At 72.3% G+C, this 26,382-nt stretch carries 26 protein-coding genes; 2 read left to right on the forward strand and 24 right to left on the reverse strand.

Going from position 1 to position 26,382, the window contains the following annotated elements; translation table 11 throughout:
• Window positions 1-137: 137 nt before the first annotated feature.
• The 16 genes from dprA to proS form a co-directional block, all read right to left on the reverse strand.
• Complete coding sequence (gene dprA, locus ACFYYN_RS31580; RefSeq protein ID WP_500548476.1) at window positions 138-1,379, reverse strand: DNA-processing protein DprA; 1,242 nt, start codon at window positions 1,377-1,379, stop codon at window positions 138-140.
• Window positions 1,376-2,986 (reverse strand): YifB family Mg chelatase-like AAA ATPase, encoded by a 1,611-nt coding sequence (locus tag ACFYYN_RS31585; protein ID WP_500548477.1) that lies wholly within the window; start codon window positions 2,984-2,986, stop codon window positions 1,376-1,378. The genes dprA and ACFYYN_RS31585 overlap by 4 nt, the downstream gene beginning before the upstream one ends.
• Window positions 2,986-3,357, reverse strand: coding sequence for a YraN family protein (locus tag ACFYYN_RS31590; RefSeq protein ID WP_499514232.1), 372 nt, complete (start codon window positions 3,355-3,357; stop codon window positions 2,986-2,988). Before ACFYYN_RS31590 ends, ACFYYN_RS31585 begins: the two co-directional genes overlap by 1 nt.
• Before the next feature lie 92 nt (window positions 3,358-3,449).
• Entirely contained in the window at window positions 3,450-3,776 is a 327-nt protein-coding gene (locus ACFYYN_RS31595) for a DUF2469 domain-containing protein (RefSeq protein ID WP_018562949.1), read from the reverse strand.
• Window positions 3,777-3,815: 39 nt separating this feature from the next.
• Window positions 3,816-4,295, reverse strand: coding sequence for an NUDIX hydrolase (locus tag ACFYYN_RS31600; protein WP_500325690.1), 480 nt, complete (start codon window positions 4,293-4,295; stop codon window positions 3,816-3,818).
• A 2-nt stretch (window positions 4,296-4,297) separates the two neighbouring features.
• Window positions 4,298-5,062 (reverse strand): signal peptidase I, encoded by a 765-nt coding sequence (gene lepB, locus ACFYYN_RS31605; protein WP_500548478.1) that lies wholly within the window; start codon window positions 5,060-5,062, stop codon window positions 4,298-4,300.
• A gap of 43 nt (window positions 5,063-5,105) precedes the next feature.
• Window positions 5,106-5,858: a signal peptidase I gene (gene lepB, locus ACFYYN_RS31610; RefSeq protein ID WP_500325863.1), complete on the reverse strand. Its 753-nt coding sequence runs from the start codon at window positions 5,856-5,858 to the stop codon at window positions 5,106-5,108.
• Window positions 5,859-5,904: 46 nt separating this feature from the next.
• On the reverse strand, window positions 5,905-7,044 hold the full coding sequence (gene lepB, locus ACFYYN_RS31615; RefSeq protein ID WP_500548479.1) for a signal peptidase I: 1,140 nt from the start codon (window positions 7,042-7,044) through the stop codon (window positions 5,905-5,907).
• Entirely contained in the window at window positions 7,037-7,675 is a 639-nt protein-coding gene (lepB, locus tag ACFYYN_RS31620; protein ID WP_500548480.1) for a signal peptidase I, read from the reverse strand. Before lepB (ACFYYN_RS31620) ends, lepB (ACFYYN_RS31615) begins: the two co-directional genes overlap by 8 nt.
• Before the next feature lie 41 nt (window positions 7,676-7,716).
• Window positions 7,717-8,067, reverse strand: coding sequence for a 50S ribosomal protein L19 (gene rplS / locus ACFYYN_RS31625; RefSeq protein WP_105869103.1), 351 nt, complete (start codon window positions 8,065-8,067; stop codon window positions 7,717-7,719).
• Window positions 8,068-8,200: 133 nt separating this feature from the next.
• Window positions 8,201-9,010 carry a tRNA (guanosine(37)-N1)-methyltransferase TrmD gene (gene trmD / locus ACFYYN_RS31630; protein WP_500548481.1) on the reverse strand — a complete coding sequence of 270 codons (810 nt, stop codon included), beginning with the start codon at window positions 9,008-9,010 and terminating at the stop codon, window positions 8,201-8,203.
• A 4-nt stretch (window positions 9,011-9,014) separates the two neighbouring features.
• Window positions 9,015-9,539, reverse strand: a complete 525-nt coding sequence (gene rimM / locus ACFYYN_RS31635; protein WP_500325681.1) for a ribosome maturation factor RimM — start codon at window positions 9,537-9,539, stop codon at window positions 9,015-9,017.
• Window positions 9,540-9,630: 91 nt separating this feature from the next.
• Window positions 9,631-9,870, reverse strand: a complete 240-nt coding sequence (locus ACFYYN_RS31640; protein ID WP_450395265.1) for an RNA-binding protein — start codon at window positions 9,868-9,870, stop codon at window positions 9,631-9,633.
• A gap of 2 nt (window positions 9,871-9,872) precedes the next feature.
• The gene (rpsP, locus tag ACFYYN_RS31645) at window positions 9,873-10,304 is read right to left on the reverse strand and encodes a 30S ribosomal protein S16 (RefSeq protein WP_499514225.1); all 432 of its coding nucleotides are present in this window, start codon (window positions 10,302-10,304) and stop codon (window positions 9,873-9,875) included.
• Between the two features lie 225 nt (window positions 10,305-10,529).
• The gene (locus ACFYYN_RS31650) at window positions 10,530-11,120 is read right to left on the reverse strand and encodes a hypothetical protein (protein WP_499514224.1); all 591 of its coding nucleotides are present in this window, start codon (window positions 11,118-11,120) and stop codon (window positions 10,530-10,532) included.
• Window positions 11,121-11,310: 190 nt separating this feature from the next.
• Complete coding sequence (proS, locus tag ACFYYN_RS31655) at window positions 11,311-12,723, reverse strand: proline--tRNA ligase (RefSeq protein ID WP_500548482.1); 1,413 nt, start codon at window positions 12,721-12,723, stop codon at window positions 11,311-11,313.
• 297 nt (window positions 12,724-13,020) lie between these two features.
• Here proS and ACFYYN_RS31660 point away from each other — a divergent pair, with 297 nt between their 5' ends.
• Complete coding sequence (locus ACFYYN_RS31660; RefSeq protein ID WP_500356672.1) at window positions 13,021-13,770, forward strand: class I SAM-dependent methyltransferase; 750 nt, start codon at window positions 13,021-13,023, stop codon at window positions 13,768-13,770.
• A 31-nt stretch (window positions 13,771-13,801) separates the two neighbouring features.
• Here ACFYYN_RS31660 and ftsH read toward each other — a convergent pair whose 3' ends face one another.
• The 7 genes from ftsH to nsdA all read right to left on the reverse strand — a co-directional run bounded on the left by ftsH (window position 13,802) and on the right by nsdA (window position 24,159).
• Window positions 13,802-15,736 (reverse strand): ATP-dependent metallopeptidase FtsH/Yme1/Tma family protein, encoded by a 1,935-nt coding sequence (gene ftsH, locus ACFYYN_RS31665; protein WP_499514221.1) that lies wholly within the window; start codon window positions 15,734-15,736, stop codon window positions 13,802-13,804.
• A 36-nt stretch (window positions 15,737-15,772) separates the two neighbouring features.
• On the reverse strand, window positions 15,773-16,288 hold the full coding sequence (locus ACFYYN_RS31670; protein WP_500325671.1) for a GNAT family N-acetyltransferase: 516 nt from the start codon (window positions 16,286-16,288) through the stop codon (window positions 15,773-15,775).
• A gap of 74 nt (window positions 16,289-16,362) precedes the next feature.
• Window positions 16,363-17,904, reverse strand: a complete 1,542-nt coding sequence (gene ffh, locus ACFYYN_RS31675) for a signal recognition particle protein (RefSeq protein WP_500325670.1) — start codon at window positions 17,902-17,904, stop codon at window positions 16,363-16,365.
• An 84-nt stretch (window positions 17,905-17,988) separates the two neighbouring features.
• Complete coding sequence (locus ACFYYN_RS31680; RefSeq protein ID WP_500548483.1) at window positions 17,989-20,466, reverse strand: [protein-PII] uridylyltransferase; 2,478 nt, start codon at window positions 20,464-20,466, stop codon at window positions 17,989-17,991.
• Between the two features lie 91 nt (window positions 20,467-20,557).
• Window positions 20,558-20,896 (reverse strand): P-II family nitrogen regulator, encoded by a 339-nt coding sequence (locus ACFYYN_RS31685; RefSeq protein ID WP_018562967.1) that lies wholly within the window; start codon window positions 20,894-20,896, stop codon window positions 20,558-20,560.
• Window positions 20,893-22,251: an ammonium transporter gene (locus ACFYYN_RS31690; protein WP_500548484.1), complete on the reverse strand. Its 1,359-nt coding sequence runs from the start codon at window positions 22,249-22,251 to the stop codon at window positions 20,893-20,895. Before ACFYYN_RS31690 ends, ACFYYN_RS31685 begins: the two co-directional genes overlap by 4 nt.
• A gap of 393 nt (window positions 22,252-22,644) precedes the next feature.
• Entirely contained in the window at window positions 22,645-24,159 is a 1,515-nt protein-coding gene (gene nsdA, locus ACFYYN_RS31695) for a transcriptional repressor NsdA (protein ID WP_500548485.1), read from the reverse strand.
• A gap of 233 nt (window positions 24,160-24,392) precedes the next feature.
• On the opposite strand from nsdA, the gene ACFYYN_RS31700 reads away from it, so the two are divergent.
• A complete protein-coding gene (locus ACFYYN_RS31700) occupies window positions 24,393-25,067 on the forward strand; it encodes a bifunctional DNA primase/polymerase (protein WP_499514215.1) in 675 nt (224 codons plus the stop codon).
• A gap of 73 nt (window positions 25,068-25,140) precedes the next feature.
• Here the strand turns inward: ACFYYN_RS31700 and ftsY are convergent, their stop codons facing one another.
• On the reverse strand, window positions 25,141-26,367 hold the full coding sequence (gene ftsY, locus ACFYYN_RS31705; RefSeq protein ID WP_500548486.1) for a signal recognition particle-docking protein FtsY: 1,227 nt from the start codon (window positions 26,365-26,367) through the stop codon (window positions 25,141-25,143).
• Between the last annotated feature and the right edge of the window lie 15 nt (window positions 26,368-26,382).

Here is a 26,382-nt window from a genome sequence, read left to right on the forward strand (position 1 = left end):
TGAGGGACGGGCGGGACTCGAACCTCCTTGAGCGTAGCGTGACCATACCGTCGCTCAGGGCGACGTCCGGGCGTCCCCATAACCTCGCCATCCAGGGGGTCCCAGGTCAAGAACCGTCCTGTCACCTGATGGTGTGTTCACCGGGAGAGCGTGTCGGCTTGGCCACCTCCCTCTGTCGTGGGACCGGTGGGAGCCGCCTCACGGCCTTGCGACAACTTCCAGCGCGGGCCGTCCCGTTCGACGAAACCGAGGGCGTGCAGCTCATGGAGCCTGGTCAGGGTGTCGTCGGGGGTGCTCGCGGCGGCGACCGCGAGCTCCGCTACGCCGGCCCCGCCCCGGGCGGGCAGGGCCTCCAGGACCCGGGCGGCCGCGGGCGGGAGGAGATCCCGCGGCAGGACCGGCCCTCGGCGCTCGGGCGCGAGGTCCTCGCCGATGCGGCCGACGAGCTCGATGACGTCGGCGGCGCCGGTGACCAGGACCCCCTCGGCGCGCAGCAGCTCGTGGACCCCTTGGGACAGCGCCGAGGTGCAGGGTCCCGGCACGCCCATGACGAAACGGCCCAGCTTGCGGGCCCGGCGGGCGGTGATCAGGGAGCCGCTGCGGTACTGGGCCTCGATGACGACGGTGCCCCGGGTGAGGGCGGCAATCACGCGGTTGCGAAGCACGAAGCGGCTGCGGGTGGGATGCGATCCGGGTGGCAATTCACCGATGAGCAGCCCCTGTTCGGCGATGCGTCCGATCAACTCGGCATGACCCGGCGGATACGGCACGTCCACTCCGGAGGCGACGACCCCCACGGTCGCCCCCGTCACGGACAGCGCTCCCCGGTGCGCGGCGCCGTCGACGCCGTAGGCGGCCCCGGAGACGGTGACCCAGCCGGCCTCCGCCAGGTCAGCGCCGAGGGACGCCGCCATGTGGGAGCCGTAGTCGGTGCAGGCGCGGGCGCCCACGACGGCGACCGACCGCAGCGCCCACATCCGCAGCGAGGCGCCGCCGCGCACCCACAGTCCGTACGGGCGCTCGCCGCCCAGGTCGTCGAGCTGCCGTGGCCAGTCCGGGTCACCGGGGCACACGAAACGGGCCCCCATGGCCCGGGCCGCCGTCAGATCCCGCTCCGGCCGGGTCCGGCGGGCCCGCAGGGCGTATCCGGCCGCCCGCTGCTCGCCCGCCCCGGGCAGCTCTTCACCGGCGGTGAGGGCCCTTACGGTCTCGACGGGGCCGAGCTCCCGCAGCCAGGCGTCGACGAGTCCGTCGCCGGGATCGGCGATCCGCGTCACGGCGGCGCGGGCCAGACGCTCCTCGGGCGTCGGTGGCGGCTCCTCCTCCAAGCCCGGCCCGGCGTCCCCGTCCGTGTCCGTGCCGGGCGGCATCTGCGTCATCGCGCGGCCCCCGTCGCCGCCGCCATACCGCGGCGCACACCGGTGCGCAGCTCCAGGGCGCGCTCCATGTCGACGCCGTCGGGCCGGTCACGGCCCGCGAGGTCGGCGACCGTCCAGGCCACGCGCAGGACCCGGTCGAGTCCCCGCGCGGTGAGGAGCCCGCGCTCCATGTCCCGCTCCGCGGAGCGCAGGGCTCCGGGCGCCATGGCCCAGCGGGTGCGCAACTCATGGCCGGGGACCTCGCTGTTGAGCCGCCACGGGGTGTCCTGGTACCGGGCGGCGGCGCGCTCGCGGGCCTCCCGCACCCGCGTGGCGACCACCGCGGTGGTCTCCGCGGAGCCGGCGCCCCCGATCAGCTCGGAGCGGCTGACGGCCTCCACCTCGACCCGCACATCAACCCTGTCCAGGAGGGGCCCCGAGAGCCGCCCCTGGTAGCGGCGGATCATGCTCGGCGTGCAGTCGCACGTCCCGCCGGGTGAGCCGTACCGCCCGCAGGGGCAGGGGTTGGCGGCCAGGACGAGCAGGAACCGCGCGGGAAGGCGGACGACTCCGGCCGCCCTGGCGATCACCACGTGGCCGGACTCCAGGGGCTGACGCAGCGCGTCGAGAGCCTGACCATTGAATTCGGGTGCTTCGTCCAGAAAAAGCACACCTTTGTGGGAGAGCGAGACGGCACCCGGCCGCGGCAGCCCGTTTCCGCCGCCGACCAGGGACTGCATGGTCGCCGAGTGGTGCGGCGCGCAGTACGGCGGCTGGTCCACCATGTGCCGGCCCGGAGGCAGCATCCCGGCGACCGAGTGCACGGCGGTGACCTCCACCGCCTCCTGCCGGGTGAGCGGCGGCAGCAGCCCGGGCAGCCGCTCGGCCAGCATCGTCTTGCCCGCGCCCGGCGGCCCCTTCAGATAGATGTGGTGACCGCCGGCGGCGGCGACCTCCAGGGCGGTCCTGGCGGTGCCCTGCCCTGCGACCTCGGCCAGATCCGGGGTGCCGGTGTCGGCGAGCCCCGTGCCGTGGCCGGCGCCCGGCAGGGTCAGGCCGGCCAGCATCGGGTCCGGCCTCCCGTCGGCGGGCTCCTCGTCCTCCTCCGGGGCGAGCTCGTCGTTGAGCAGTGCGATCAGCTGCCGCAGGCTGCGGACCCCGAGCACGGAGACCCCCGGTACGAGCGAGGCCTCGGCGACCGTGCGCTCGGGCACCACGACGTGGCGGTACCCGGCGTCGGCGGCGGCGAGGACCGCGGGCAGCACCCCGCGGACCGGGCGGACCCGGCCGTCGAGGCCGAGCTCGCCGATCATCATCAGGTCGGCGATGTCGCGCGGGGCGACGCGGTCGTTCGCGGCGAGGACGGCGCACGCGACCGCCAGGTCGAAGCCGCTGCCACCCTTGGGGACGGAGGCCGGGCTGAGGCCGACCGTGAGCTTCTTCTGCGGCCAGGTCTCGCCACTGTTCACGATGGCGGCGCGGACCCGGTCGCGGCTCTCGCTCAGGCTCTTGTCCGGCAGCCCCACCAGCGTGAACGCCGCCACCCCCGCCTCCAGGTCCGCCTGGACCTCGACGACGACGCCCTCCACGCCCAGCAGCGCCACCGAACACGTCCGGGCGAAGCCCATCACTCCACCCCCCGCACGTGCTCGACGCGGGCGGCGCCCCGGGGCGGCAGCACCACACCGACCACGTCGATCCGCACCCCGCCCGGCGGCGGTCCGCCGTGGTCGGCGAGCCAGCATTCGGCGAGCAGCCGCAGCCGCTCCGCCTTGCGCGGGGTGACGGCGGCCATCGGGTGCTCGCCGCAGGACTCCGCGCGCGACTTCACCTCGCACACCACGAGCGCGTCGCCGTCCGCCGCCACGATGTCGATCTCGCCGTGCCGTTCGCGGTGCCTGCACCGCCAGTTCCGCTCCAGCACGGTCATCCCGGCCTCGGTCAGAGACCGTGCCGCCAGTTCCTCGCCGTAGCGTCCGAAAGCTCCTCGGGCGTTCATCGGTACCACCTCCGTCACTCACTGTGAGGGAGGTGGCGCCCGAGAGATGATCTTGATCGGGGCCTGTGGACAACCCGCCGGCCCCGGCCGGCTCAGCCGTTGAAGCCGGAGTCGTCCGAGGGCAGGTCGAGGTCCGCCTTGTTCAGCTCCTCGATGTTCACGTCCTTGAACGTCAGCACGCGCACCTGCTTCACGAAGCGCGCCGGCCGGTACATGTCCCACACCCACGCGTCGGCCATGGAGACCTCGAAGAACACCTCGCCCTGGACCGAGTGCACCTGCATCTCGTAGTCGTTGGTGAGGTAGAAACGACGCTCCGTCTCGATCACGTACTTGAACAGGCCGACGACATCCCGGTACTCCCTGTAGAGCTTCAGCTCCATCTCGGTCTCGTACTTCTCGAGGTCCTCGGCGCTCATGGCATGTTCCCCTTCAGCCGTACGTCCCCCCATTGTGCGTCAGTCACGCTCCGTCCCCAGGTGAATCGGGGACAATGGGGGACCTTCGTCGAGCAATGCGCGCAGCAGCTCGGCGAGCCTGGTCGGGTACACCGTCTCATGCGAGGCGAGCAGTTCCTCACAGGTCCACCATCGCAGGCCGTCGACGCTGCGCTGCTCCAGCTCGGTGAGACCGGCCGTGTGCACCCGGACGTCGTCGGTGCGGGCCAGGTAGTACCACTCGTCCTGCTCCCAGCGTCGGCCGTCGAAGTCGAAGGCGCACGAGCGCTCCCACAGCACCGGCCCGAGCAGGGCCGTGGTGATCCCGGTCTCCTCCGCGAGCTCGCGGCGCGCCGCGACGTCCAGGCTCTCGCCCTCCTCGACACCGCCGCCCGGGGTGAACCACCAGGTGACGGACGGGTCGTCCGGCTCGTACCCGTGGAGCAGCAGGATCCGGTCGGAGGGGTCCAGGAGGACGACCCGGGCCGCGCGCCGTCGCATCGTTATCGCGCCGCCCTCCGCCGCCGGGCCCGGTCCGCGACCGGGCCGTAGGCCGCACCAGCGAAGATCAGGACCACGCCGACCGCGAGCGCGACGCCCACCGTGCGCAGCGGCCCGGGGCCGGAGGGCCCGTCGCCCGGCAGGGCGGCGAACGCGCCGGTCCTGGCGACCATGCCCGCGCGGCCGAGCGGCCAGGCCACACCGTCGACCCGCGCGGACACCGTGCTGCGCGGCACGGAGCCGTTGTCGGCGTCGCCGAGGCGGAAGCGGGAGTCCTCGGACGTCGCCCGGTTGTCGCCCATCATGAACAGGTTGCCCCGGGGAACGGTGGCCGAGAAGGAGGTCGGCGACGCCGGGCCCTCGGGGTCGAGCCGGAACGGCTCGTCGACCGGCTTGCCGTCGACCGTGAGCCGCCCCTGCTTGTCGCAGCAGGCCACCTTGTCACCGCCGACCGCCACGACCCGCTTCACCATGGGGACGTCGCCCCACAGCGGGTCGGTGAAGACCACGATGTCCCCGCGCCGCACATCGGAGCCGTCGATCCGCTGGGCGAGGATCTTGTCGCCCGCGTCGACGGTCGGGGTCATGGATCCGGTGGGGACGGTGTACGGCCGGTAGACCAGCGCACCCCAGACGAAACCGCCGAGGAACAGCACGCAGCCGAGGGCGACGGCCAGACCGGAGACTATCCGTCCGGTCCGCCCGCCGCCCTGTTCGCCTGCTCGCCCCGTCGCCGTCCGCGTGCCCGTGCGTGTGCTCGTGCTCATGCGTCCGCACCCTACCCGGCGGTACGGACCGGGGGCAGCCCTCTCACCCGGCCCGGTTGATCAGACGGCGCCGCCGCCACAGCACCAGCGGGACCGCACCGGCCAGTCCGCCCGCGGCCGGCAGACCCGCGGCCGGCAGACCTGCGGCCGCCGCGTTGATGCCGGGCTGGTCGAAGGTGCTGGGCACGGGGAGGGTGGACCAGTTGCTGATCGGCCAGGCCACGACGACCGCGCGGCCGACGACCTCGTCCACGGAGACCGTGCCGTTGCCCGGCAGGTTCTGGTGGTAACGGGAGTCCAGGGAGTCCTGCCGGTGGTCGCCCATCACCCAGATGCGGCCGTCCGGGACCTTGATCGGGCCGAAGGGACGGTCACCGCAGGGGGTGTTCCCCGGGTAGATGTACGGCTCGTCCAGCGCCTTGCCGTTCACCTTGACCGGGCCGGTGCCCTTGCACTCCACCGTGTCCCCGCCGACCGCGATGACCCGCTTGATCAGGTCCTTCTCCTCCGCGGACGGCATGAGGCCGACGAAGCTCAGACCCTTCTGGATCGCGTTCGTCACCGGGTTGGTGTCCACCGGGACGGTCTCGCCGAGCCAGCCGCCCGGGTCGTGGAAGACGACGACCTCGCCGCGCTCGGGCTCGGAGCCGAACCAGGGCGTGAGCTTGTCGACCAGGACCCGGTCGCCGATCCTCAGGGTGTTCTCCATCGACGCCGAGGGGATGGAGAACGCCTGCAGCAGGAAGGTCTTGATCAGCCAGGCCAGCGCGAGCGCGATGACGATCAGCAGCGGCAGTTCCTTCCAGAACGAACGTTGCTGCTGCTTCTTGCCCGCGTCGCCGTCACGGCCCTTCGTGCCACTCGCCTCTTCGGAGGTTTCCGCGCCCGCGTCCGGGCCTTTCTTTCCGAGCGGCGCCTCGCCGTCGCCCGCCGAGCCGCCCGACGTGGGGTCCCGATCCTCCGGCTCTCCGCGTCCGGACCTTGCGCCGACCACCAGGTCCCCCACATCCACTCCTTACTCCGCTTGCTGCGCGCTGCCGCCCGCGCCATATGCGGCGCAAGCCCACCACCCCCATAACGAGCGGGAGTTCCGCAGGAGTCGGGAGCGGGGTCATTCCTTGCCGATTGTTGGATGTTGCCACTCCCGGGCCCGCCCTCGCGGCAGACGCGCCCGAACCCCCCGGCGCGGCGACGCCGGAGTACGTCGCCGGTTCCTTCAGCCCCGCCCAGTGCCCCATCGGCCAGGCCACGGCGAAGGCCCTGCCCACCACCAGGTTCTCCGGCACGGTGCCGTCGCCGGCGTCCTTGAGGTGGAAGCGGGAGTCCGCGGAGTTGGACCGGTGGTCGCCCATCACGAAGAGCCGGTTCGGCGGGACCTTGACCGTGAACTTGATCTCCGACGGCGGATTGCCCGGATGGATGTAGGGCTCGTCCAGCGGGGTCCCGTTGACGGTGATCTTCCCCTGGGCGTCGCAGCACTTCACCGTGTCGCCGCCGACCGCGACCACCCGCTTGATCAGGTCCTGCTCGTCCGCGGACGGCAGCAGCCCGATGAAGGTGAAGAACTCCTTGACCTGCTTCACGACCACCGGGTCCTCGCCGGACTGGGCCTGCTCGCCCTCCAGCCAGTTGCCGGGGTCCTTGAACACCACCACGTCGCCGCGCTGCGGCCGGGAGCCGAACCACGGCGTGAGCTTGTCGACGACGACGCGGTCCCCGATCCTGATCGTCTGCTCCATCGAGCCCGACGGGATGACGAAGGCCTGCAGCAGGAAGGTCTTGAGCACCAGCGCGATCAGCAGCGCGACCCCGATGAGCAGGGGTATCTCCCTGGCCGCGGAACGACGCCGCCTGCGCTTGACCTTCCGCGCCAGCTTGCGCCGCTCGGCCCGGCCGCCGCCCCTGCGCGGGCCCGCCGGCTCCTCGCCCAGGTACTCGGCACGGCTCGGCTGGCCGGCGTTGGCCCGCCCGCGGCTACCCATGGGCGCCGTCCAGGGAGCGGCGGCGGCCCAGCGGCCAGAAGGTCGCCTCGGCCCGGCCGATCACCTTGTCCACCGGAACGGTGCCCCCTCCGGGGTCGCCCAGATGGTCACGGGAATCCCGGCTGTCGGCACGGTGGTCACCCATCACCCACAGCCTCCCCTTCGGAACCTCGATGTCGAACGCTACCCGGGACGGCGTGTCCCCGGGGTAAAGATAGGTCTCGTCCAGCGGGCGCCCGTTGACGGTGATCCTGCCCCGCTCGTCGCAGCAGGTCACCCGGTCCCCACCGACACCGATGACCCGCTTGACGTAGTCGCTCCCGCCGGAGTCCTGGACGAACGATCCCTCGCCGTCGAACACCACGACGTCACCTCTGGCGGGCGCCTCGCCGAAACGGTACGCCAGTTTGTTGACCAGCACGCGGTCCCCTGCCCGCAGGGTGTCCTCCATCGACCCGCTGGGGATCTCGAAGGGCTGGGCCACGAAGACGTTGACCAGCGCGACCACGGCGGCGGCCGCCACGGCGAGCAGCGCATACCGCTGTGTACGTACGCCGAAGCGCGACCGCTCATCCCGCTGTTCGGCGGGATCGGCGCGGTCGCGCTCCGGGAGGTGTACCTCTGTGTCCATCAGGCGCAGAGCCTATAGGGCCCCGCATGTGCCGGGCGGACTCAGTTGTCGCGCTTCTCCTTGATCTTCGCGGCCTTGCCGCGCAGCTCACGGAGGTAGTACAGCTTGGCGCGACGCACGTCACCGCGGGTCACGAGCTCGATCTTCTCGAAGATCGGGCTGTGTACCGGGAAGGTACGCTCGACGCCGACGCTGAAGGAGACCTTGCGGACCGTGAAGGTCTCACGGACGCCGGCGCCCTGGCGACGGATGACAACGCCCTTGAACTGCTGGATACGGGAGCGGTTGCCCTCGATCACGCGGACGTGGACGTTGACGGTGTCACCGGGGCGGAAGGCCGGGACGTCGCTGCGCAGCGACGCGGCGTCGACGGAGTCGAGCAGGTGGGACATGTTCGTCTGCTTTCTTCGCCCATGCCACAGGTCATCGGCGGGAGTAGTGGTGGTGATCCGACCGCCTCCGCGTCGGACGGGCGTCATGTCCCCCTGTGGCAGGGGCGCACGCCGGACGCAAGGCAGCAGCCGCCTATTCTTCCACGGACTCCGGGAGTCGCCCAAATCGGCCGTCCTCGCCCTGCACCCAGCCGAGGGCCGCGAGCATCGCGCGGTCCTTCTTGTCCAGGGCCGCCGGGTCGCAACGCTCGATCAGGTCGGGGCGGTTCTGCGTCGTACGGCGGAAGGCCTCGTCGCGGCGCCAGCGGGCGACCTTGCCGTGGTGGCCGCTGAGCAGCACCTCCGGCACTCCGCGGTCGCGCCAGACCGGGGGCTTGGTGAAGACCGGGCCCTCCAGCAGGTCGGCCATGGCACCGGGGGCGAAGGAGTCGTCGCGGTGCGACTCGGCGTTGCCCAGCACGCCCGGCAGGAGCCGGGCCACGGCCTCCACCATCACCAGCACCGGGGCCTCGCCGCCGGCCAGGACGTAGTCGCCGATGGAGACCTCGCGGACGTCCAGCCGCTCGCCGTACTCCTCGATGACCCGCCGGTCGATGCCCTCGTACCGGGCCGGGGTGAAGACCAACCACGGCTTCGCGGACAGCTCGACCGCGAGCTCCTGGGTGAAGGGGCGGCCGCTCGGGGTGGGGACCACCAGCACGGGATCGCCCTCCCCCGACTCCAGGACCGCGTCCAGGGCCTCGCCCCACGGCTCGGGCTTCATGACCATGCCCGGGCCACCGCCGTACGGGGTGTCGTCGACCGTGTTGTGCCGGTCGTGGGTCCACCGGCGCAGGTCGTGGACGCGCACGTCCAGCTGACCGCGCGCCCGGGCCTTGCCGACCAGGGAGACGTTCAGCGGCTCCAGGTACTCGGGGAAGATCGTGACGACGTCGATGCGCATGGGCCTACTGCTCCGCCTCGGCCTCGTCCAGCAGGCCGGGCGGGGGCGTGATGACCGCGCGCTGCTGCTCCAGGTCGATCTCGGGGACGATCTCGGCGACGAAGGGCACCATGACCTCGCTGCCGTCCGGCCGTTCGACGACCAGCAGGTCGTGGTACGGCAGGTGGGAGATCTCCTTGATCCGGCCGACCTCGGTCCCGTCGGCGGTGACCACGTCGAGGTCGACCAGCTGGTGGTCGTAGAACTCCTCGGGGTCCTCCGGCGTCTCGTCCGGGTCGACGTCGGCGATCAGCAGGACGTTGCGCAGCGCCTCGGCGCCGGTGCGGTCCTTGACGCCCGCGAAGCGCAGCATCAGCCGGCCGCTGTGCACCCGGCCCGTCTCGACGGTGAGCGGGCCGGCCGACGCCGGGTCCGTGACGAGCACGGCGCCCGGGGCGAGCCGCAGTTCCGGCTCGTCGGTGCGCACCTCCACCGAGACCTCGCCCTTGATGCCATGGGCGCGACCGATGCGTCCCACTACCAGCTGCACTTGATCGCGCTCCTGTGCTCACGTGTCGGATACGGCCACGGGCCGGGGGCGGCCCAAGTGCCACCCCCGGCCCGTGCCGGTGCTGCGTACCTCAGCGGACGTGGTCCACGTCGACGAGGTCGACGCGGACACCGCGTCCGCCGATCGCGCCCACGACCGTGCGCAGGGCGCGGGCGGTGCGGCCGTTGCGGCCGATCACCTTGCCGAGGTCGTCGGGGTGCACCCGGACCTCCAGGACCTTCCCCCGACGCAGGGTGCGCTCGGCGACCTGCACGTCGTCGGGGTTGTCGACGATCCCCTTGACCAGGTGTTCGAGGGCCTCCTCGAGCACGATCAGGCCTCGGTCGACTCGGCCGCCTCGGCGGCCTCGTCCTTCTTGTCGGACTTCTTCGCCTTCTGGGTGATGGCCTCGCCCTTGGACCCGTCACCGGCGTCCTTGGCGGCGGCCTCGAAGAGGGCGCGCTTGTCGGCCTTGGGCTCGGCGACCAGGAGCGGGGCCGGGGCCGGCTCGCCCTTGTACTTCTGCCAGTCGCCGGTCTTCTTCAGGATGGCGAGCACGGGCTCGGTCGGCTGCGCGCCGACACCCAGCCAGTACGCGACGCGCTCGGCGTTGACCTCGATGCGCGACGGGTTCTGCACGGGGTGGTACAGACCGATCTCCTCGATGGCCCGGCCGTCACGGCGGGTACGGGAGTCGGCGACGACGATGCGGTAGTGAGGCGAACGGATCTTGCCCAGACGCTTCAGCTTGATCTTGACTGCCACGGGAGTGGGTTCTCCTGGAGTTGACGTGGTTGGGCAGGCCGGACCACCACGTGGGGTTGTGGAGCCGGTTGCCCGACGGACGCGTCAGCCGAAGGAGAGAGGGGTCCTGCACGGCTGCCGAGTGCTCAGCTGACCATTCTGCCATACGGCGGGCATGCCGCCGCACGCCGGTGACCCCACCGGCGCCGTCCCCCGTACGGTGCCGCCCCCGTGCGCGGCGGGCGCTCACGCGACCGCCGCGGCCTCCGGAATCCGGAACGGCGTACCGCACGCCCCGCAGACGATCGGCGCCTGCGCGAGGACGGACGGCACGACCCGGACGTTGCGCCCGCAGTCGCAGACCGCCTTCACCCGTACGCCTCCGCCCGAGGACCCGTGCCGGGCGGCGGGCCCGCGGAAACTGCGGGCGGTGTCGGCGGCGGTCGCCACGGTGTGCGCTCTGAGCGCGCGCTGCAGGCGGTCGATCGTCGCCCGGTAGCGCTTCTTGGTGTCCGGGCGCAGCTGGACCAGGGAGAAGCCGCTGCTGGGGTGCGGCTCCTCGGAGTGGTCCAGGCCGAGCTCGTCGGCGATGGCCAGGAATCGACGGTTGTGGTAGCGGCCTGCCCGCGAGGTGTCCCGGACGCCGCGCGCGGCGGCGACTCCGTGGACGGCCTCGTGCAGCAGGCGCTCGAAGGAGAGCTCCGTGCCGCACGCGGACGAGGACTCTCCGATCAGGGACTCGGGGGCGGCCAGGTCGGGCAGTTCGGGATGGTGCCGTTGAATGTCGGCCCATGCGACTGCCAGCTCGGCGGCGAGGACTGGTGGTGTCGTGCTCACGTCGTGACAACGAGCCGGGGGCGCCCTGTGTTCCGATACCGGGCCATCCCAAATATTTTGCACGTACTAGTCAGTTCCGGATGATGCGTACGGCTGAGGGCGGGTGCGGAGGACAGTGGAGAAGTCACGCACCCGCCTCAAGCGTGGACGTACTGCCGATTACGTACGTCGCTTTTCAGTCAGTTGACGGTCAGTATGCCCGCGCGACGATCGCCGCGGTACCCGGCGCGTCGTCCGTTTCCGGAACCTGGCCGTCCTCGGTCAGCAGGCAGCGCACGGACACGCCCTGCTCGGCCAGCCTGGCCTCGCCCTCCGGGCCGAGGTCGGCCCAGGGGATGCGGGCCCAGCCGGTGGCCGCGGCCTCGGCGGCCTCGGCGATCGTCTTGACGTCCACGGTGCGGGACTCGCGGCGCTCGCGGGACTGGCGCAGCAGCGTGGCCTGGTCCTCCTCCAGCACCTTGGGCACCAGCGCGGTCAGCTCGTCGATCGCCACCGGCTCCTTGCCCCCGGGGATGCGGCGGGCCAGCATCGCGGTGCCGTTCTCCAGGTCGCGCGGGCCGACCTCCACGCGGACGGGGACGCCCTTGAGCTCCCAGTCCACGGCGCGGCGGCCGAACGGGGTGTCGGTGCGCACGTCCACCTGCACACGGATGCCCGCGGCCTTGAGCCGGTCGCCGATCTCGCGGACCTTGGCCACGACCTCGTCGTCACCCTTGATCGCCAGCACGACGGCCTGCACCGGCGCCAGCCGCGGCGGCACGCGCAGTCCGTTGTCGTCGCCGTGGGACATGATCAGGCCCCCGACCATGCGGGTCGACACGCCCCAGGAGGTCTGCCAGACCAGCTCCTGCTGCCCCTCCTTGGACAGGTAGGAGGTGTTGAAGGCCTTGGCGAAGTTGGTGCCCAGCTCGTGGCTGGTGCCCAGCTGCAGCGCCTTGCCGTCGCCCATCATGCCCTCGAGGGTGAGGGTGTTGATGGCGCCGGCGAAGCGCTCGCGGGCGGTCTTGCGGCCGAGGACCACGTCGATGCCGAGGACGTCGGTCATGAAGTCGCCGTACACGTCGCGGTGGATCATCGCGGCGTAGTCGCGGGCGTCCTCGTAGGTGGCGTGCGCGGTGTGGCCCTCCTGCCACAGGAACTCACTCGTACGGAGGAAGAGCCGCGAGCGCATCTCCCAACGGACCACGTTGGCCCACTGGTTGATGAGCAGGGGCAGGTCGCGGTAGCTCTGCACCCACTTGGAGAAGTACTCGTTGATGATCGTCTCGGAGGTGGGCCGGACGACGACCGGCTCCTCCAGCTCCTTGCCGCCGCCGTGGGTGACCACGGCCAGCTCCGGCGCGAAGCCCTCGACGTGCTCGGCCTCCCGCGTCAGGTAGGACTGCGGGATGAAGAGCGGGAAGTACGCGTTCTGGGCGCCCGCCTCCTTGATCCGCGCGTCCATCTCCTGCTGCATCCGCTCCCACAGCGAGTACCCGTACGGCCGGATGACCATGGTGCCGCGCACCGGGCCGTTGTCGGCCAGCTCGGCCTTGTTGATCAGGTCCTGGTACCAGCGCGGGAAGTCGTCCGCCTGGGGTGTGAGTACGGGAGCCTTTGCCATGCCGCAGATGGTACGGGGACAGCGGCACCGGACGTGAATCGGCGGGGTCGGGAATCGGCCCAATCCTCACCTTCAAACCTCTGGACTACGGCCCGGAAGGGGAGTTGGCTGGCTCCGGGGGCATGCGCGGCGTGACGATGACGGTGCGCGGCGTAACCGGGGGGCGTACGAGGAAGGCTTTCGGCGAGACGGCGACGCGGCTGATTGGGGCGCTCGATGACACCTACGCTCGCACGGCACCCACGAACACACCGGACCGACGGCAGGGCGCGTGACTGGGCGGAGATCCAGGAGCGGATGCTCGTACCGCTCTACGAGGCGGTGCACGAGCGGTTGGAGGTCGGCCCCCGCACCCGGCTGCTCGGCATCGGGTGCGGATCGGGACTCGCGCTGCTCATGGCCTCGGCCCGGGGCGCGGCGGTCACGGGGTGCGATCCGGACGAACGGCGCCTCGAACTGGCCCGGCAGCGGCTGCTGCCCGAGCAGCAGTGGGGCGCACCGGCACGGTCGCGCGGCGGGCGCACCCGGCTCGTGGCGGGCGGCCCGGAGGAGGTCCCCGTGCCGGAGGGGGCACCGTTCACGATGATCACCGCCCTCGACCCGGGGACGGCGCCGGCGGCGCTGGTCCCGGCGCTCGGCGCCGCGGCGGGCCTGGCCGAGCGGGGCGCCCCGGTCGTGCTGGCCGGCTGGGGGCCGCCCGAGCGTTGCGCCACCGGGCGGGTGCTGCGGGTCGCGGCCCGGCTGGCCGAGCCGCGCGGCACCACCCCCGCGGTCCGGCTCAGCGGCCGTGACGACCTGGAGGAGCTGGCGCGGGAGGCGGGGCTGCGTCCGGACGGCTCGGGGCGGGTGTCCTGCCCGTTCGGCTACCCCGACATGGACAGCGCGGTGCGCGGCCTGGTGTCGACCGGGCTCTTCGACGCCGCCGTGGCGGCCACCGACGAGGACCAGGTGCGCAAGGAGTTGCGCGAGGCGCTGCACGCGTACCGGCGCGGCGACGGCACGGTCCGGATGGAGAACGTGTTCCGTTACCTGGTGGCCCGGGTGTAACCGACGACGTTCCCGCGCGACCGCAGGGCGGCTACTCCACGGCCTTCGCGAGCCGTGGGATGCCCGCCGCCTCGTAGGCCTCGTCCTCCTCCAGCGTCTCGGCCTCCAGCAGCCGCTCCGCGAGGGCGTCCAGTTGCTCGCGGTGCCGGCCCAGCAGCCGGCAGGCCGTCCCGTAGCACTCGTCCACGATCCTGCGCATCTCGGCGTCGATCACGTCGAGGGTGGCGGGGGCGGCGGACAGTCCGTAGGGCTGCTGGGAGTCGGCCGGGATCGCCGAGAGCGGGCCGACCTTCTCGCTCATGCCCCAGCGGCCGACCATGCCCCGGACGACGTTGGTGACCTGCTCCAGGTCGTTCTCGGCACCGGTGGTGATCACCCCGAAGACGACGTGCTCGGCGGCCATGCCGCCGAGCGCGCCGATGATCCGGCCGCGCAGGTACTCCTCGGTGTACGCGTAGCGGTCGGAGTCGGGGGTGGAGAGGGTGACGCCGAGGGCGCGGCCGCGCGGGACGATGGTGATCTTGCGTACGGGGTCGGCGCCCGGGTGCAGCATGCCGAGCAGGGCGTGCCCGGACTCGTGGTAGGCGGTACGGCGGCGCTCCTCGATGGGGATCACGAGCGGGCGTGCCGCGCCCAGCTGCACCTTCTCCAGGGCGTCGGAGAGCTCGCCCTGCCCGACGGCGCCCTTGCCGCGCTTGACGGCGAGCAGCGCGGCCTCGTTGGCGAGGTTGGCCAGTTCGGCGCCCGTCATCCCCGGCGTCGCACGGGCCACGGCGGTCAGGTCGATGCCGCCCTCCAGGGGTACCTGGCGCAGGTGGATGCGGAGGATCGCCTCGCGGCCCGTACGGTCGGGCGGGCTGACGTGGACGACGCGGTCGAAGCGGCCCGGCCGGGTCAGGGCGGGGTCGAGGACGTCGGGCCGGTTGGTGGCGGCTGTGACGACGACGCCCTCGGAGCCGGAGAAGCCGTCCATCTCGGTGAGGATCTGGTTGAGGGTCTGCTCCCGCTCGTCGTGGCCGCCGATGCCGCCCGCGGCGCCGCGGGCACGGCCGATGGTGTCGATCTCGTCGATGAAGATGATCGCCGGAGCGACCTTGCGGGCCTCGGCGAACAGCTCGCGCACCCGGCCGGCGCCGACGCCGACGATCATCTCGATGAACTCGGAGGCGGAGGCGGAGAAGAACGGCACGTCGGCCTCGCCGGCCACGGCCCGGGCGAGCAGGGTCTTGCCGGTGCCCGGCGGCCCGGCGAGCAGCACGCCGCGCGGCATCCGCGCCCCGAGCGCCCGGTAGGCCTGCGGGCGCTTGAGGAAGTCGACGACCTCGTTGAGCTCGGCCTCCACCTCGTCGATGCCCGCCACGTCGGCGAAGGTGGTGCGGCGGCCCGCCTCCGGGACGACCGGCGTCGGCGGGGCCCTGCGGCCGAGGCCGCCCAGGCCGCCGAGCCCGCCCGCGAGCTTGCTCATCCGGCGGGAGACGTAGAGCCAGAGCAGGACCAGCAGCAGCACCGGGGCGAGCGAGAGCAGCAGGTTGTAGAGCAGGCCGCGCTGCTGGACCACGGGTTCGGCGGTGACGGTGACCTTGTTCTTCGTCAGGGTCGCCCACAGGTCGTCGTCGGCGAAGACCGGCCGCTGGGTCTTGAACTGCATGTACGTGCCCTCGTCCGCCCCCGGCACGTCCTGCTTCTTCTTGAGCTGCCCCTCGATGGAGTCGCCCTTGGAGTAGATCTTCGAGATGTTGTCCGTGGCCAGCTGCCGGTTGAACTCGGTGTACGAGATCGTGGTCGGCCGGGACCCGGTGAAGAACGAGAGCACCAGGTCGGTGATGAGGAAGACGACGAGCGCCGTCAGGATCATGCCGCCCCAGCCGCCCATGCGGCGCCGTCGCCGGGTGGGCGGCGAGGCTGGCGCGCCCTCCGTCCGCCATGGGTCGTCCGGATTCTGCCGGGGCGGTACGGGATTGCCCATATCCCGACAATAAGGACAGTGCCGCTCCGGCGCCCCTCAGACCCCCGGCCACTCCTCGGCGGTGAGCGCGAAGCGCTCGTGGTCGCGCCAGGCGTCGTTCAGGTAGAGCATCCGGGGCGTGAAGCCCTCGTGGCGGAAACCGAGGCGCCTGGCCATGGCGACGGACCGTTCGTTCTCCGGCTGCACGTTGATCTCCAGCCGGTGCAGGCCCAGGCCCCGCGGTTCGGGGGCGAAGCAGCGGTCGACGACCAGCCGCAGGCCCTCGCTCATCCGCCCGGTCCCGGCGAAGGGCACGTAGCTGTCGTAGCCCAGGCTGCCGTTGCGGAAGCGCCCCATGACGATGTTGGCCACGTTGCACTTGCCGACGATCCCGCCGCTCTCCTCGTCGAGGATCAGGAACGTCCGCAGCACGGGCCCCTGGCGCCGCAGCAGTTCGGGCAGCCCGTCCGGTTCGACCGGGTTCCACCGGCCGACGTGCTCGGCGGAGCGCAGCACCGCCTCCCGGTAGGCGGGGGCGTCGGCCGGCTCCGGGGGACGGATGTGTACGCGCATGGGTCCATGATGCACGCGCGGCGGCGGCGCCCCCTGCGCAGGGGACGCCGCCGCCGTACGGACGCGGACCTGGGTCAGCCCATGAACTTCTTGAACTCGTCGGGCAGTTCGAAGTTCTGGCCCTCCTGGCCGGCCGGCAGGCCGAAGGCGCCACCGGCCTGCTGCTGCTCGCGACGGGCGGCGTCGGCCCTCTCCTGCTCGGCGCGCTTGAGCGGGTTGCCGCTCTGCCGCTTGCCCTTGGCCTTCTTCTGCTGCTTCTTCTGACGTGCGCCGCCGCCCATGCCCGGCATGCCGGGCATCCCCGGGATACCGCCCTGGGCCATCCGCGACATCATCTTGCGGGCCTCGAAGAACCGCTCCACCAGGCTCTTCACGGCGCTGACGTCCACACCGGAACCGCGGGCGATGCGGGCGCGACGGGAGCCGTTGATGATCGTGGGGTCCTGGCGCTCACCCGGGGTCATCGACTTGATGATCGCGGCCGTGCGGTCCACGTCACGCTCGTCGAGGTTGTTGATCTGGTCCTTGATCTGGCCCATGCCCGGCAGCATGCCGAGCAGCTTGGAGATCGAGCCCATCTTGCGGACCTGCTCCATCTGCTGGAGGAAGTCGTCGAGGGTGAACTCCTTGGGACCCTTGGCCAGCTTCTCGGCCATCTTCTGGGCCTCGGCCTGGCTGAAGGTCTGCTCGGCCTTCTCGATCAGGCTGAGGACGTCACCCATGCCCAGGATGCGCGAGGCCATCCGGTCGGGGTGGAAGGCGTCGAAGTCGTCCAGCTTCTCGCCGTTGGAGGCGAACATGATCTGGCGGCCGGTGACGTGCGCGATGGAGAGCGCCGCACCACCGCGGGCGTCGCCGTCGAGCTTGGAGAGCACCACGCCGTCGAAGCCGACGCCGTCGCGGAAGGCCTCGGCGGTGTTGACCGCGTCCTGGCCGATCATGGCGTCGACGACGAAGAGGATCTCGTCGGGCTGCACGGCGTCGCGGATGTCCGCGGCCTGCTGCATCATCTCGGCGTCGATGCCGAGGCGGCCGGCGGTGTCGACGATGACGACGTCGTACTGCTTGGTGCGGGCGTGGTCGAGGGAGTCCTTGGCGACCTGGACCGGATCGCCCACGCCGTTGCCGGGCTCCGGCGCGAAGACCGCGACGCCGGCCCGCTCCGCGACGACCTGGAGCTGGTTGACGGCGTTGGGACGCTGGAGGTCCGCGGCGACCAGCAGCGGGGCGTGGCCCTGGCCCTGCAGCCAGCGGCCGAGCTTGCCGGCCAGCGTCGTCTTGCCCGCACCCTGCAGACCGGCGAGCATGATCACGGTCGGCGGCTGCTTGGCGAACCGCAGCCGGCGGGTCTCACCGCCGAGGATGCCGACGAGCTCGTCGTTGACGATCTTGATGACCTGCTGGGCGGGGTTCAGCGCCTGGGAGACCTCGGCCCCGGTCGCCCGCTCCTTGACCTGCTTGATGAAGGCGCGCACCACCGGCAGCGCGACGTCCGCCTCCAGCAGCGCGATGCGGATCTCGCGCGCGGTGGCGTCGATGTCCGCCTCGGAAAGGCGGCCCTTGCCCCGGAGGTTCTTGAACGTCGCTGCGAGGCGGTCGGAAAGGGTGTCGAACACGTCGGTCGCGGATCCTCAGGTCGGGGGCGGGTGATAGGTCGTCCTCAAGGGTATCCGCCCGGGCCGCGAATGGTCTCCACCGCGTCAGCGCAGGGCCCGCTCCACCTCGTCGGCGACCTCGGCCGCCCGTACGTCGGGAAGCGGATCGCCCGCGGTGTCCGTGACGTAGAACGCGTCGACCGCGTTGGCGCCGAGCGTACTGATCCGGGCGGACCTGACGTTCACGCCGGTGGACTCCAGGGCCCGGCCGATGCGGTGCAGCAGCCCCGGGGCGTCGTGGGCGCGGACCTCGATGACGGTCGCGGCGCTGGAGCTGCCGGGGGCGACGGTGACGCGGGGCGGAGGGGGCGTGACCCCGCGACGGCGGGGGTACGCCGACTCCCGCTCCGCCAGCCGTGCCTCGATGTCGAGGGAGCCCGCGAAGGCCCGGGCGAAGTCGTTGCGCAGCCGTGCCGCCTCGGGCAGCGAGCCGTACTCGGCGGCCACCCGCCAGCGCAGGAGGGTCACCGGGCCCTGGTGGATGGGGTCGACCGCGCGCAGGTCGGCGGCCCGGACGGTGAGCCGGTGCAGGGCGAGCACGCCCGCCGCCGCCGCCAGCAGCCCGGGCCGGTCGGGGACGGCGAGCAGCAGCTCCACGCCGACGGGCTCGGGTTCGCCGTCCGCGGTCCGCGGGACCCCGTCGGGGTCGGGCTCGGCGTGGGCGTGCAGCGCGATGACCGGGCCCCCGGTGCGCGCCGCCTCGACCGCCAGACGCTCCTCCTCCGCGGTGGGCTCGGGGTCGGCGGGCGCGGGCACCGCCCCGCTCACCAGCACGGCGGCGACCCGCTTGACCAGGTCGCCGACGAGTGAGGACCGCCATGCGCTCCAGGCGGCCGGACCGGTGGCGAGGGCGTCCGCCTCGGTCAGCGCGTGGAGCAGCTCCAGCGTCTCGGAGTCGCGGACGGCCTCGGCGACGCTCTGCACGGTGGCGGGGTCGTCCAGGTCGCGCCGGGTCGCGGTCTCGATCAGCAGCAGGTGGTGGCGGACCAGCAGGGCCAGCGTCTCCACGTCGGCGCGGCCGAATCCGAAGCGGGCCGCGACGTCCCGGGCGATGACCTCGCCGGCCTCGGAGTGGTCGCCGGGCCAGCCCTTGCCGATGTCGTGCAGCAGGGCGGCGATGAGCAGCAGGTCGGGGCGGCCCACCCGGCGGGTCAGGCGCGAGGCGCGCACCGCGCACTCGATGAGGTGCCGGTCGACGGTCCAGATGTGCACGGCGTTGCGCTGCGGGCGGCAGCGGACCCGTTCCCAGTCGGGGAGCAGCCGCGTGATCATGCCCGCGGCCTCCAGTGCCTCCCACACCTGGACGGTGGACTCCCCCGCGCCGAGCAGCGTCACGAGCTGTTCGCGGGCCTCGGCGGGCCACGGCACCGGCAGCGGCCGGGTGGCCTGGGCCACGCTCAGCCGGCGGACCGCGTGCAGCGACAGCGGTACACCGTGCTCGGCGGCGGCCGCGGCGGCGCGCAGCGGCAGCACCGGGTCACGCTCGGGCCTGGCCGTGAGCGCGAGGACGGCCTCGCCCTCGTGCTCCACGACGCCGTCGGCCAGCGGGGTGCGCTCGGGCCCGTTCGTGCTCTGCTCCGGGCGGGAGCGGCCCAGCAGCCCGCGACGGCGGGGCGGCATCTGGCGGGAGCGCAGGACCCGGCCGACCTCGCGCCAGGTGACGTCGAAGGCGTAGCCGACGGTCCGGGCGGCCTCGTACACCTGGCGCAGCAGTGCGTCGGCGTCGAGCAGGCCGAGTGCGCCGGCCACCTGGTCCTGCTCCTGCAGGGCCAGCCGGTCGGTGGCGCGGCCGGTCACCAGGTGGAGGGCGTCCCGGGCGTCGAGCAGCCGGGTCCGGGCGTCCTCCAGGCCCTCGCGGGGCGCGTCGGCGAGCCAGGAGGCGGCAACGGCGCGCAGGGCTGTGGCGTCGCGCAGCCCGCCGCGGGCCTCCTTGAGGTCGGGCTCCAGCAGGTACGAGAGCTCCCCGTGGCGTTCGGCGCGCTCCAGGCACAGCTCGTGGAGCGCGGGGAGCCGCTTGGGCGCCTGGTTGCGCCAGTCGGCGAGGACCGCGGTGCGCAGGGAGGCCGTGAGGGCGGCGTCGCCCGCGATGTGGCGGGCGTCGAGGAGGCCGAGCTGGACCTTGAGGTCCTCGGTGGCGGTCTTGCGGGCCTCGGCGGGGGTGCGGACGGAGTGGTCGAGGGCGACGCCCAGGTCCCAGACCGGGTACCAGATCCCGTCGGCGAGGCCGGCGACGTCCGCGGGCCCTGCGGAGCCGTCGTGGAGCAGCAGCAGGTCGAGGTCGCTGCGCGGGGAGAGCTCCCCCCTGCCGTAGCCGCCGACGGCGACCAGCGACCAGCCCCGTGCCCCGGTACGGTCGGCCGCGCCGCGGGCGAGGTCGGCGAGCCAGGCATCGGTCAAGGAGGCGAGCGCCTTGCGCCGCGGCGGCCCGGACGGGCCCTCGCCGTTCAGGAGGGCCAGCCGGGCCGCCGCATAGCCTGCAGGGGCGTGTCCGTCGTGGGCTTTCGCGTCGACGTTCTCCGTCACACTGTCTCCAGTCGCAGGCCGTGCGGTGGAACTGCTCGGGTTCGGTGGAGCGAAAGGGCGCGGCCGGAGTCCCGGCCGCGCCCCCGCGTCCTCAGAGCGCGTCCGGGCCGCGCTCCCCGGTCCGGACCCGTACGGCGGTCTCGACCGGGATGCTCCAGACCTTGCCGTCACCGATCTTGCCGGTACGGGCGGCCTTGACGATGACGTCGATCAGCTGGTCGGCGTCGCCGTCCTCGACGAGCACCTCGATGCGGATCTTGGGCACCAGGTCCACGGTGTACTCGGCACCACGGTAGACCTCGGTGTGCCCCCGCTGGCGGCCGTAGCCACTGGCCTCGGTGACCGTCAGGCCCTGGACGCCGAAGGCCTGCAGCGCCTCCTTGATCTCGTCCAGCCGGTGCGGCTTCACGACCGCGGTGATGAGCTTCACGCGTCCACCTTCTTCGACGGGGCGTCGGTCACCTGGGTGCCGCTGCCACTGCTGCTGTCCAGGGAGGAGAGGGCGGAGCGGACCGCGCCGGCCACGCCCGCGAAGTCGTAGCCGGTCTCCGCGTGCTCGGCCTGGTCGATGCCCGCGACCTCGGTGTCCTCGCTGACGGTGAATCCGATCACCAGGTCGATGAGCTTGGCAAGGATCGCCGAGGCGATGAGCGAGTAGAACAGGACCACGCCGACGCCCAGGAACTGCTTCCACAGTTGGTCGAAGCCGCCGCCGTAGAAGACGCCCTTGGCGGTCTGGCCGACCCCGCCGGTGGCGAAGAAGCCGATGAGCAGGGAGCCGACGATGCCGCCGACCATGTGGACGCCGACCACGTCGAGGGAGTCGTCGTAGCCGAACTTGTACTTCAGGCCGACCGCGGCGGCGCAGGCCACACCGGCGATGACTCCGACCGCGATCGCGCCGAGCGGGCTGACCGAGCCGCAGGCCGGGGTGATGGCGACCAGACCGGCGACCGCGCCGGAGGCGGCGCCCAGGGTGGTGAAGGAGCCGTGCTTGATCTTCTCGTAGGCGAGCCAGCCGAGCATCGCGGAGGCGGTGGCGACCTGGGTGTTGGTGAAGGCCACGGCCGCGACGCCGTCGGAGGCGAGCCAGGAGCCGGCGTTGAACCCGAACCAGCCGAACCACAGCAGGCCGGCGCCGAGCATGACCAGCGGCAGGTTGTGCGGGCGGAACGGGTCCTTCTTGAAGCCCACGCGCTTGCGGATGACGAGGATCACGCCGAGCGCCGCGGCACCGGCGTTGATGTGCACCGCCGTACCGCCGGCGAAGTCGATCACGCCGCGGGTGAAGAGGAAGCCGTCCGACGCCCAGACCATGTGGGCGACCGGGAAGTACACGACCGTCGCCCACAGGGCCACGAAGAGCGACCAGGCGGTGAACTTCACCCGGTCCGCCAGGGCGCCGCTGATCAGGGCGGGCGTGATGATCGCGAACATCAGCTGGAAGACGGCGAAGACGTAGACCGGGATGGTGTAGCCGTCCCACAGCTGGGAGATCCCGATGTTGCGCATGCCGGTCCAGTCGAAGCCGCCGAAGAAGGCGTTGCCGGAGTCGAATGCGACGGTGAACCCGTAGAGCGTCCACAGCACGGTGACGATGCCGATGGCGATGAAGCTCATCATCAGCATGTTCAGCACGCTCTTGACCCGCACCATGCCGCCGTAGAAGAAGGCGAGACCGGGGGTCATCACGAGCACCAGCGCTGCGCTCAGCAGCATGAACGCCGTGCTACCGCTGTCGAGCGTGGGCGTATCTGCGGCAAGCGTCAAGAAGCCTGCTGCCATCGGCGTCTCCTCGTCATCCGAACGGCCCGTGCGGGAAGCGGGCTCGATGGGCCGGTTTTCGCCATGAGGTTGTCCCAGCCGGGTTTCCGTCGACGCCATCGGGTGTTTCGGAACCGTGACGAAGAAGTCGTCCGTGTTACGTCGCGATGAACCGCCACCCCAGCGGGCGCCGCCATGACGACGCCGTCACGACTCCGTTACCCCTCCGGCGGGCCGACGAGCTGTATACGTGCCGCGCGGGCCGGGGTGTACAAACCTCGCCACGCCGTCGAACGGACGGGTCGGTGGACGAGGACCGGCCGCGGCGGGCCACCCGGTTGACCTGGCATGGGGGAGCCGAGTCGGGCTGTCGGGATGGCCGGCCGCGGCCGGGGTTCGGGGTGGACCGCCGGGTCAGGCGGTCCCGGCGACCTCGGGGAGGTCGGACGCCAGGCGCTCGCTGAGCTGGGCGACCTCGGCGATCTTGCCGTAGTCGCGCAGCGCGGTGTCTGCGGTCTTGCGGATGCGGGTGTTCACCCGCTCGGAGCGCACGTGCTTGGCGACGTCGATGGCCTGGACGGTGAGGCCGGCGGCCTCCTCCGGGCTCCGCTGGAGCAGGTGCACGGTGGCCATGCCGATCAGGTTGAGGGCGTAGGCGCGCTGGTGGACGGTGTCCTGGGAGAAGAGCTCGACGGCCCGCTGCATCACCGGGTGGGCCAGCGAGGCGTACGTGGGGCTGCGGCCGGCCACGTACGCCAGGTCACGGTAGGAGTGGGCATTCTCGGCGTTGAGCTCGGCCTCGTTGAAGAAGCTGATCCAGTCCGGGTCCTCGGTGGGGCGGGAGTCGGTGTAGGAGTCCTCGGCCATCCGCACGGCGCGGTGGCACTTGCTGACCTGGCCCATGTTGGCGTAGGCGCGGGCCTCCATCGCGTACAGCATCGCCTGGGTGGTGGCGGTCGCGCTGTCCCTGCTGCCGTACTGCGCGAGGTGGATGAGTTCCAGTGCGTCGTCGGGCCGGTCCAGGTGGATCATCTGGCGGCTCATACTGGACAGGACGAAGGCACCCAGCGGGCGGTCGTCCGCCTCCTTGGCCGCGTGCAGGGCCAGGACCAGGTACTTCTGCGCCGTGGGGTGCAGGCCGACGTCGTACGACATCCAGCCGGCGAGCGCGGCGAGCTCGGCGGTGACGCGGTAGAGCCGCTTGGCGACGGACTGCGGATGGGACTCCTGGAGCAGGTCGGTGACCTCGTGCAGCTGGCCCACCACGGCCTTGCGGCGCAGGCCGCCGCCGCACTGGTTGTCCCACTGGCGGAACATCACCGTGGTGGCCTCCAGCAGCTCCAGCTCGGGCTCGGAGAGCCGGACCCTGCCCCCGGGCTCGCGCGGCGGGGGGACGTCGGCGCCGGACGCGGGGGTGGGCACCAGCCAGCGCTGCATCGGCTCGACGAGGGCGGGGCCGGCGGCCAGCGCCAGGGAGGTCCCGAGGAAGCCGCGGCGGCCGAGCATCAGGTCGCTGCGGGAGAACTCGTTGATCAGCTGGACCGTCTGCGGCCCGGCCCACGGCAGGTCCACGCCGGTCGCGGCGGGGGGCTGGTGGGCGGGGCGCAGACCGAGGTCCTCCACCGGGACGACGGTGCCGAAGCGTTCGGAGAACAGCTCGGACAGGATGCGCGGGATGGGTTCGCGCGGCTGTTCGCCGTCCAGCCAGCGGCGCACCCGTGAGGTGTCCGTGCTGACGTGCAGCGCGCCCATCTGGCGTGCCCTGCGGTTCACCTGACGGGCGAGTTCGCCCTTGGACCAGCCGCTGCGCACAAACCAAGAGGTCAACTGCGCGTTGGGCTGCTTGTCCTGTGTGCCGCCCACCGTGACGCCCCCATTCCGTCGCCCAACACCTCCGGGGATGAGGGCCGTTGCCTGCCTGGCCCCCATGTGCCTCAGTGTCCTACGAGTCTTGCCTCCGGCATACCCGCCGGCCCGCACACTTCCGGGGCTTGCAAACCGAAAGTAATCCTACGATCACCCATCCGGCGATGCCTCCAGCGAAAACGCCACCATTCGCCACCCCTTCGAATGAACTACATGTGCACACGGCGCGATTCACTTGACACATGCCGATCAGGCACGGGCGTAACCATCGGCAACTGCGACCCGTTGGGGGTGTCATGGGCTTCACGATCGGCAGCATGCGGGAGATGCGACACATCCGCTCCGGCGCGCGCCGCCGGACGCACGCCTCGGCGTGCACCACCGTGGCGGAGTACACCGGGTTGTGCGGATGGGCGGTGGCGCCGGGTGCGCGCGCCACGCGCGGGGGCGGGCAGTGCTCCTGCGGTGACCCGGGGTGCAAGGCACCGGGCGCCCACGCACTGGAGTTCGCCGGCGAGGTGCCGGCCGGGGCCACCCTCGAGGAGGCCGTGGCCGCCTGGGAGCGCGTGCCGGGCGCGGCGCTGATGCTCCCCGTGGGACGCGCCTTCGACGTGATCGACGTGGCGGAACGATCCGGCGTACGCGCCCTGGTGCGCCTGGAGCGCATGGGGCTGCGTCTCGGCCCGGTCATCGCCACCCCGGACGGCCGGGCGCAGTTCTTCGTCGCGCCGGGGGCCGCCGCCGAGCTCCCGCACCTGCTGTACCGCATGGGCTGGGACGACGCCGACCTCGACCTGCGCTGCCTCGGGCCGGGCGACCACGTGACCGCCCCGCCCTCCGACCTCGGCGGCCTCGGCCCGGTCCGCTGGCTGCGGCCGCCGGCGCTGGACGCCGCCCGCCAGCCGCCGGAGGCCCGGCTGCTGCTCGGCACGCTGGCGTACGTCTGCCACCGGGACCGCGCGTACGCGTGAACGACGAGCAAGGGGCGCACTCGGAGGAGTGCGCCCCTTGTCCACGTGTCCGCTCGTCTGCGGACGCCGCCGGCTACGAGCCGATCAGCGCGTCCACGAAGGCCTCGGGCTCGAACGGCGCGAGGTCGTCCGCCCCCTCGCCCAGGCCGATCAGCTTGACCGGAACGCCCAGCTCGCGCTGGACGGCGACGACGATGCCGCCCTTGGCCGTGCCGTCGAGCTTGGTGAGCACGATGCCGGTGATGTCGACGACCTCGGCGAAGACCCGGGCCTGCACCAGTCCGTTCTGACCCGTCGTGGCGTCCAGGACCAGCAGGACCTCGTCCACCGGGCCGTGCTTCTCCACGACGCGCTTGACCTTGCCGAGCTCGTCCATCAGGCCGGTCTTGGTGTGCAGCCGGCCCGCGGTGTCGATGAGCACGACGTCCGCACCCTCGGCGATGCCCTCCTTCACCGCGTCGAAGGCGACCGACGCCGGGTCGCCGCCCTCGGGACCGCGCACGGTCCGGGCGCCGACCCGCTCGCCCCAGGTCTGCAGCTGGTCCGCGGCGGCGGCGCGGAAGGTGTCGGCGGCGCCCAGCACGACGCTGCGGCCGTCGGCCACCAGGACCCGGGCGAGCTTGCCGGTGGTGGTGGTCTTGCCGGTGCCGTTGACGCCGACGACCATCAGCACGGCCGGCTGGTCGGCCCCGTCCCCGTTCGGCAGCCCGTCCGTGTGGAGCGTGCGGTCCAGATCCGTGCCGATCAGGGTCAGCAGTTCCTCGCGCAGCAGCTGCCGCAGGTCGGCGGGGGTGCGGGTGCCGAGCACCTTCACCCGGGTGCGCAGCCGCTCCACGAGTTCCTGGGTGGGGGCGACCCCGACGTCCGCGGTGAGCAGGGTGTCCTCGACCTCCTCCCACGTGTCCTCGTCGAGGTGCTCGCGCGCGAGCAGCGTGAGCAGCCCCTTGCCGAGCGCGTTCTGCGAGCGCGAGAGCCGGGAGCGCAGCCGCACCAGACGGCCGGCGGTGGGCTCGGGCCGCTCGATCTCGGGGGCGGCCGGGCGCTCCTCGACGAGGACGCCGCCGGCGGAGGCGTCTTCCGACTCGGGGAGCTCGACCTCTTCGATGGTCCGGCGGGGTTCGTCCCGCGGGGCCTCCGCCTCGTCGCCGATCTGCGGTTCGGCGGGGGGCGCGGTGATCGTCGGCGGCTCGGTGGGCGGTGCGGGGGGCAGCTGCTTCCTGCGGCGGCTGCCCACCACCAGCCCGCCGGCCGCCAGGATCACGACCAGGGCGATGACTACGGCAAGAATGACGGTTTCCATAACCCGTCCAGTATC

It is taken from the genome of Streptomyces sp. NPDC001902 (genome assembly GCF_042891295.1).
GTDB lineage: Bacteria > Actinomycetota > Actinomycetes > Streptomycetales > Streptomycetaceae > Actinacidiphila.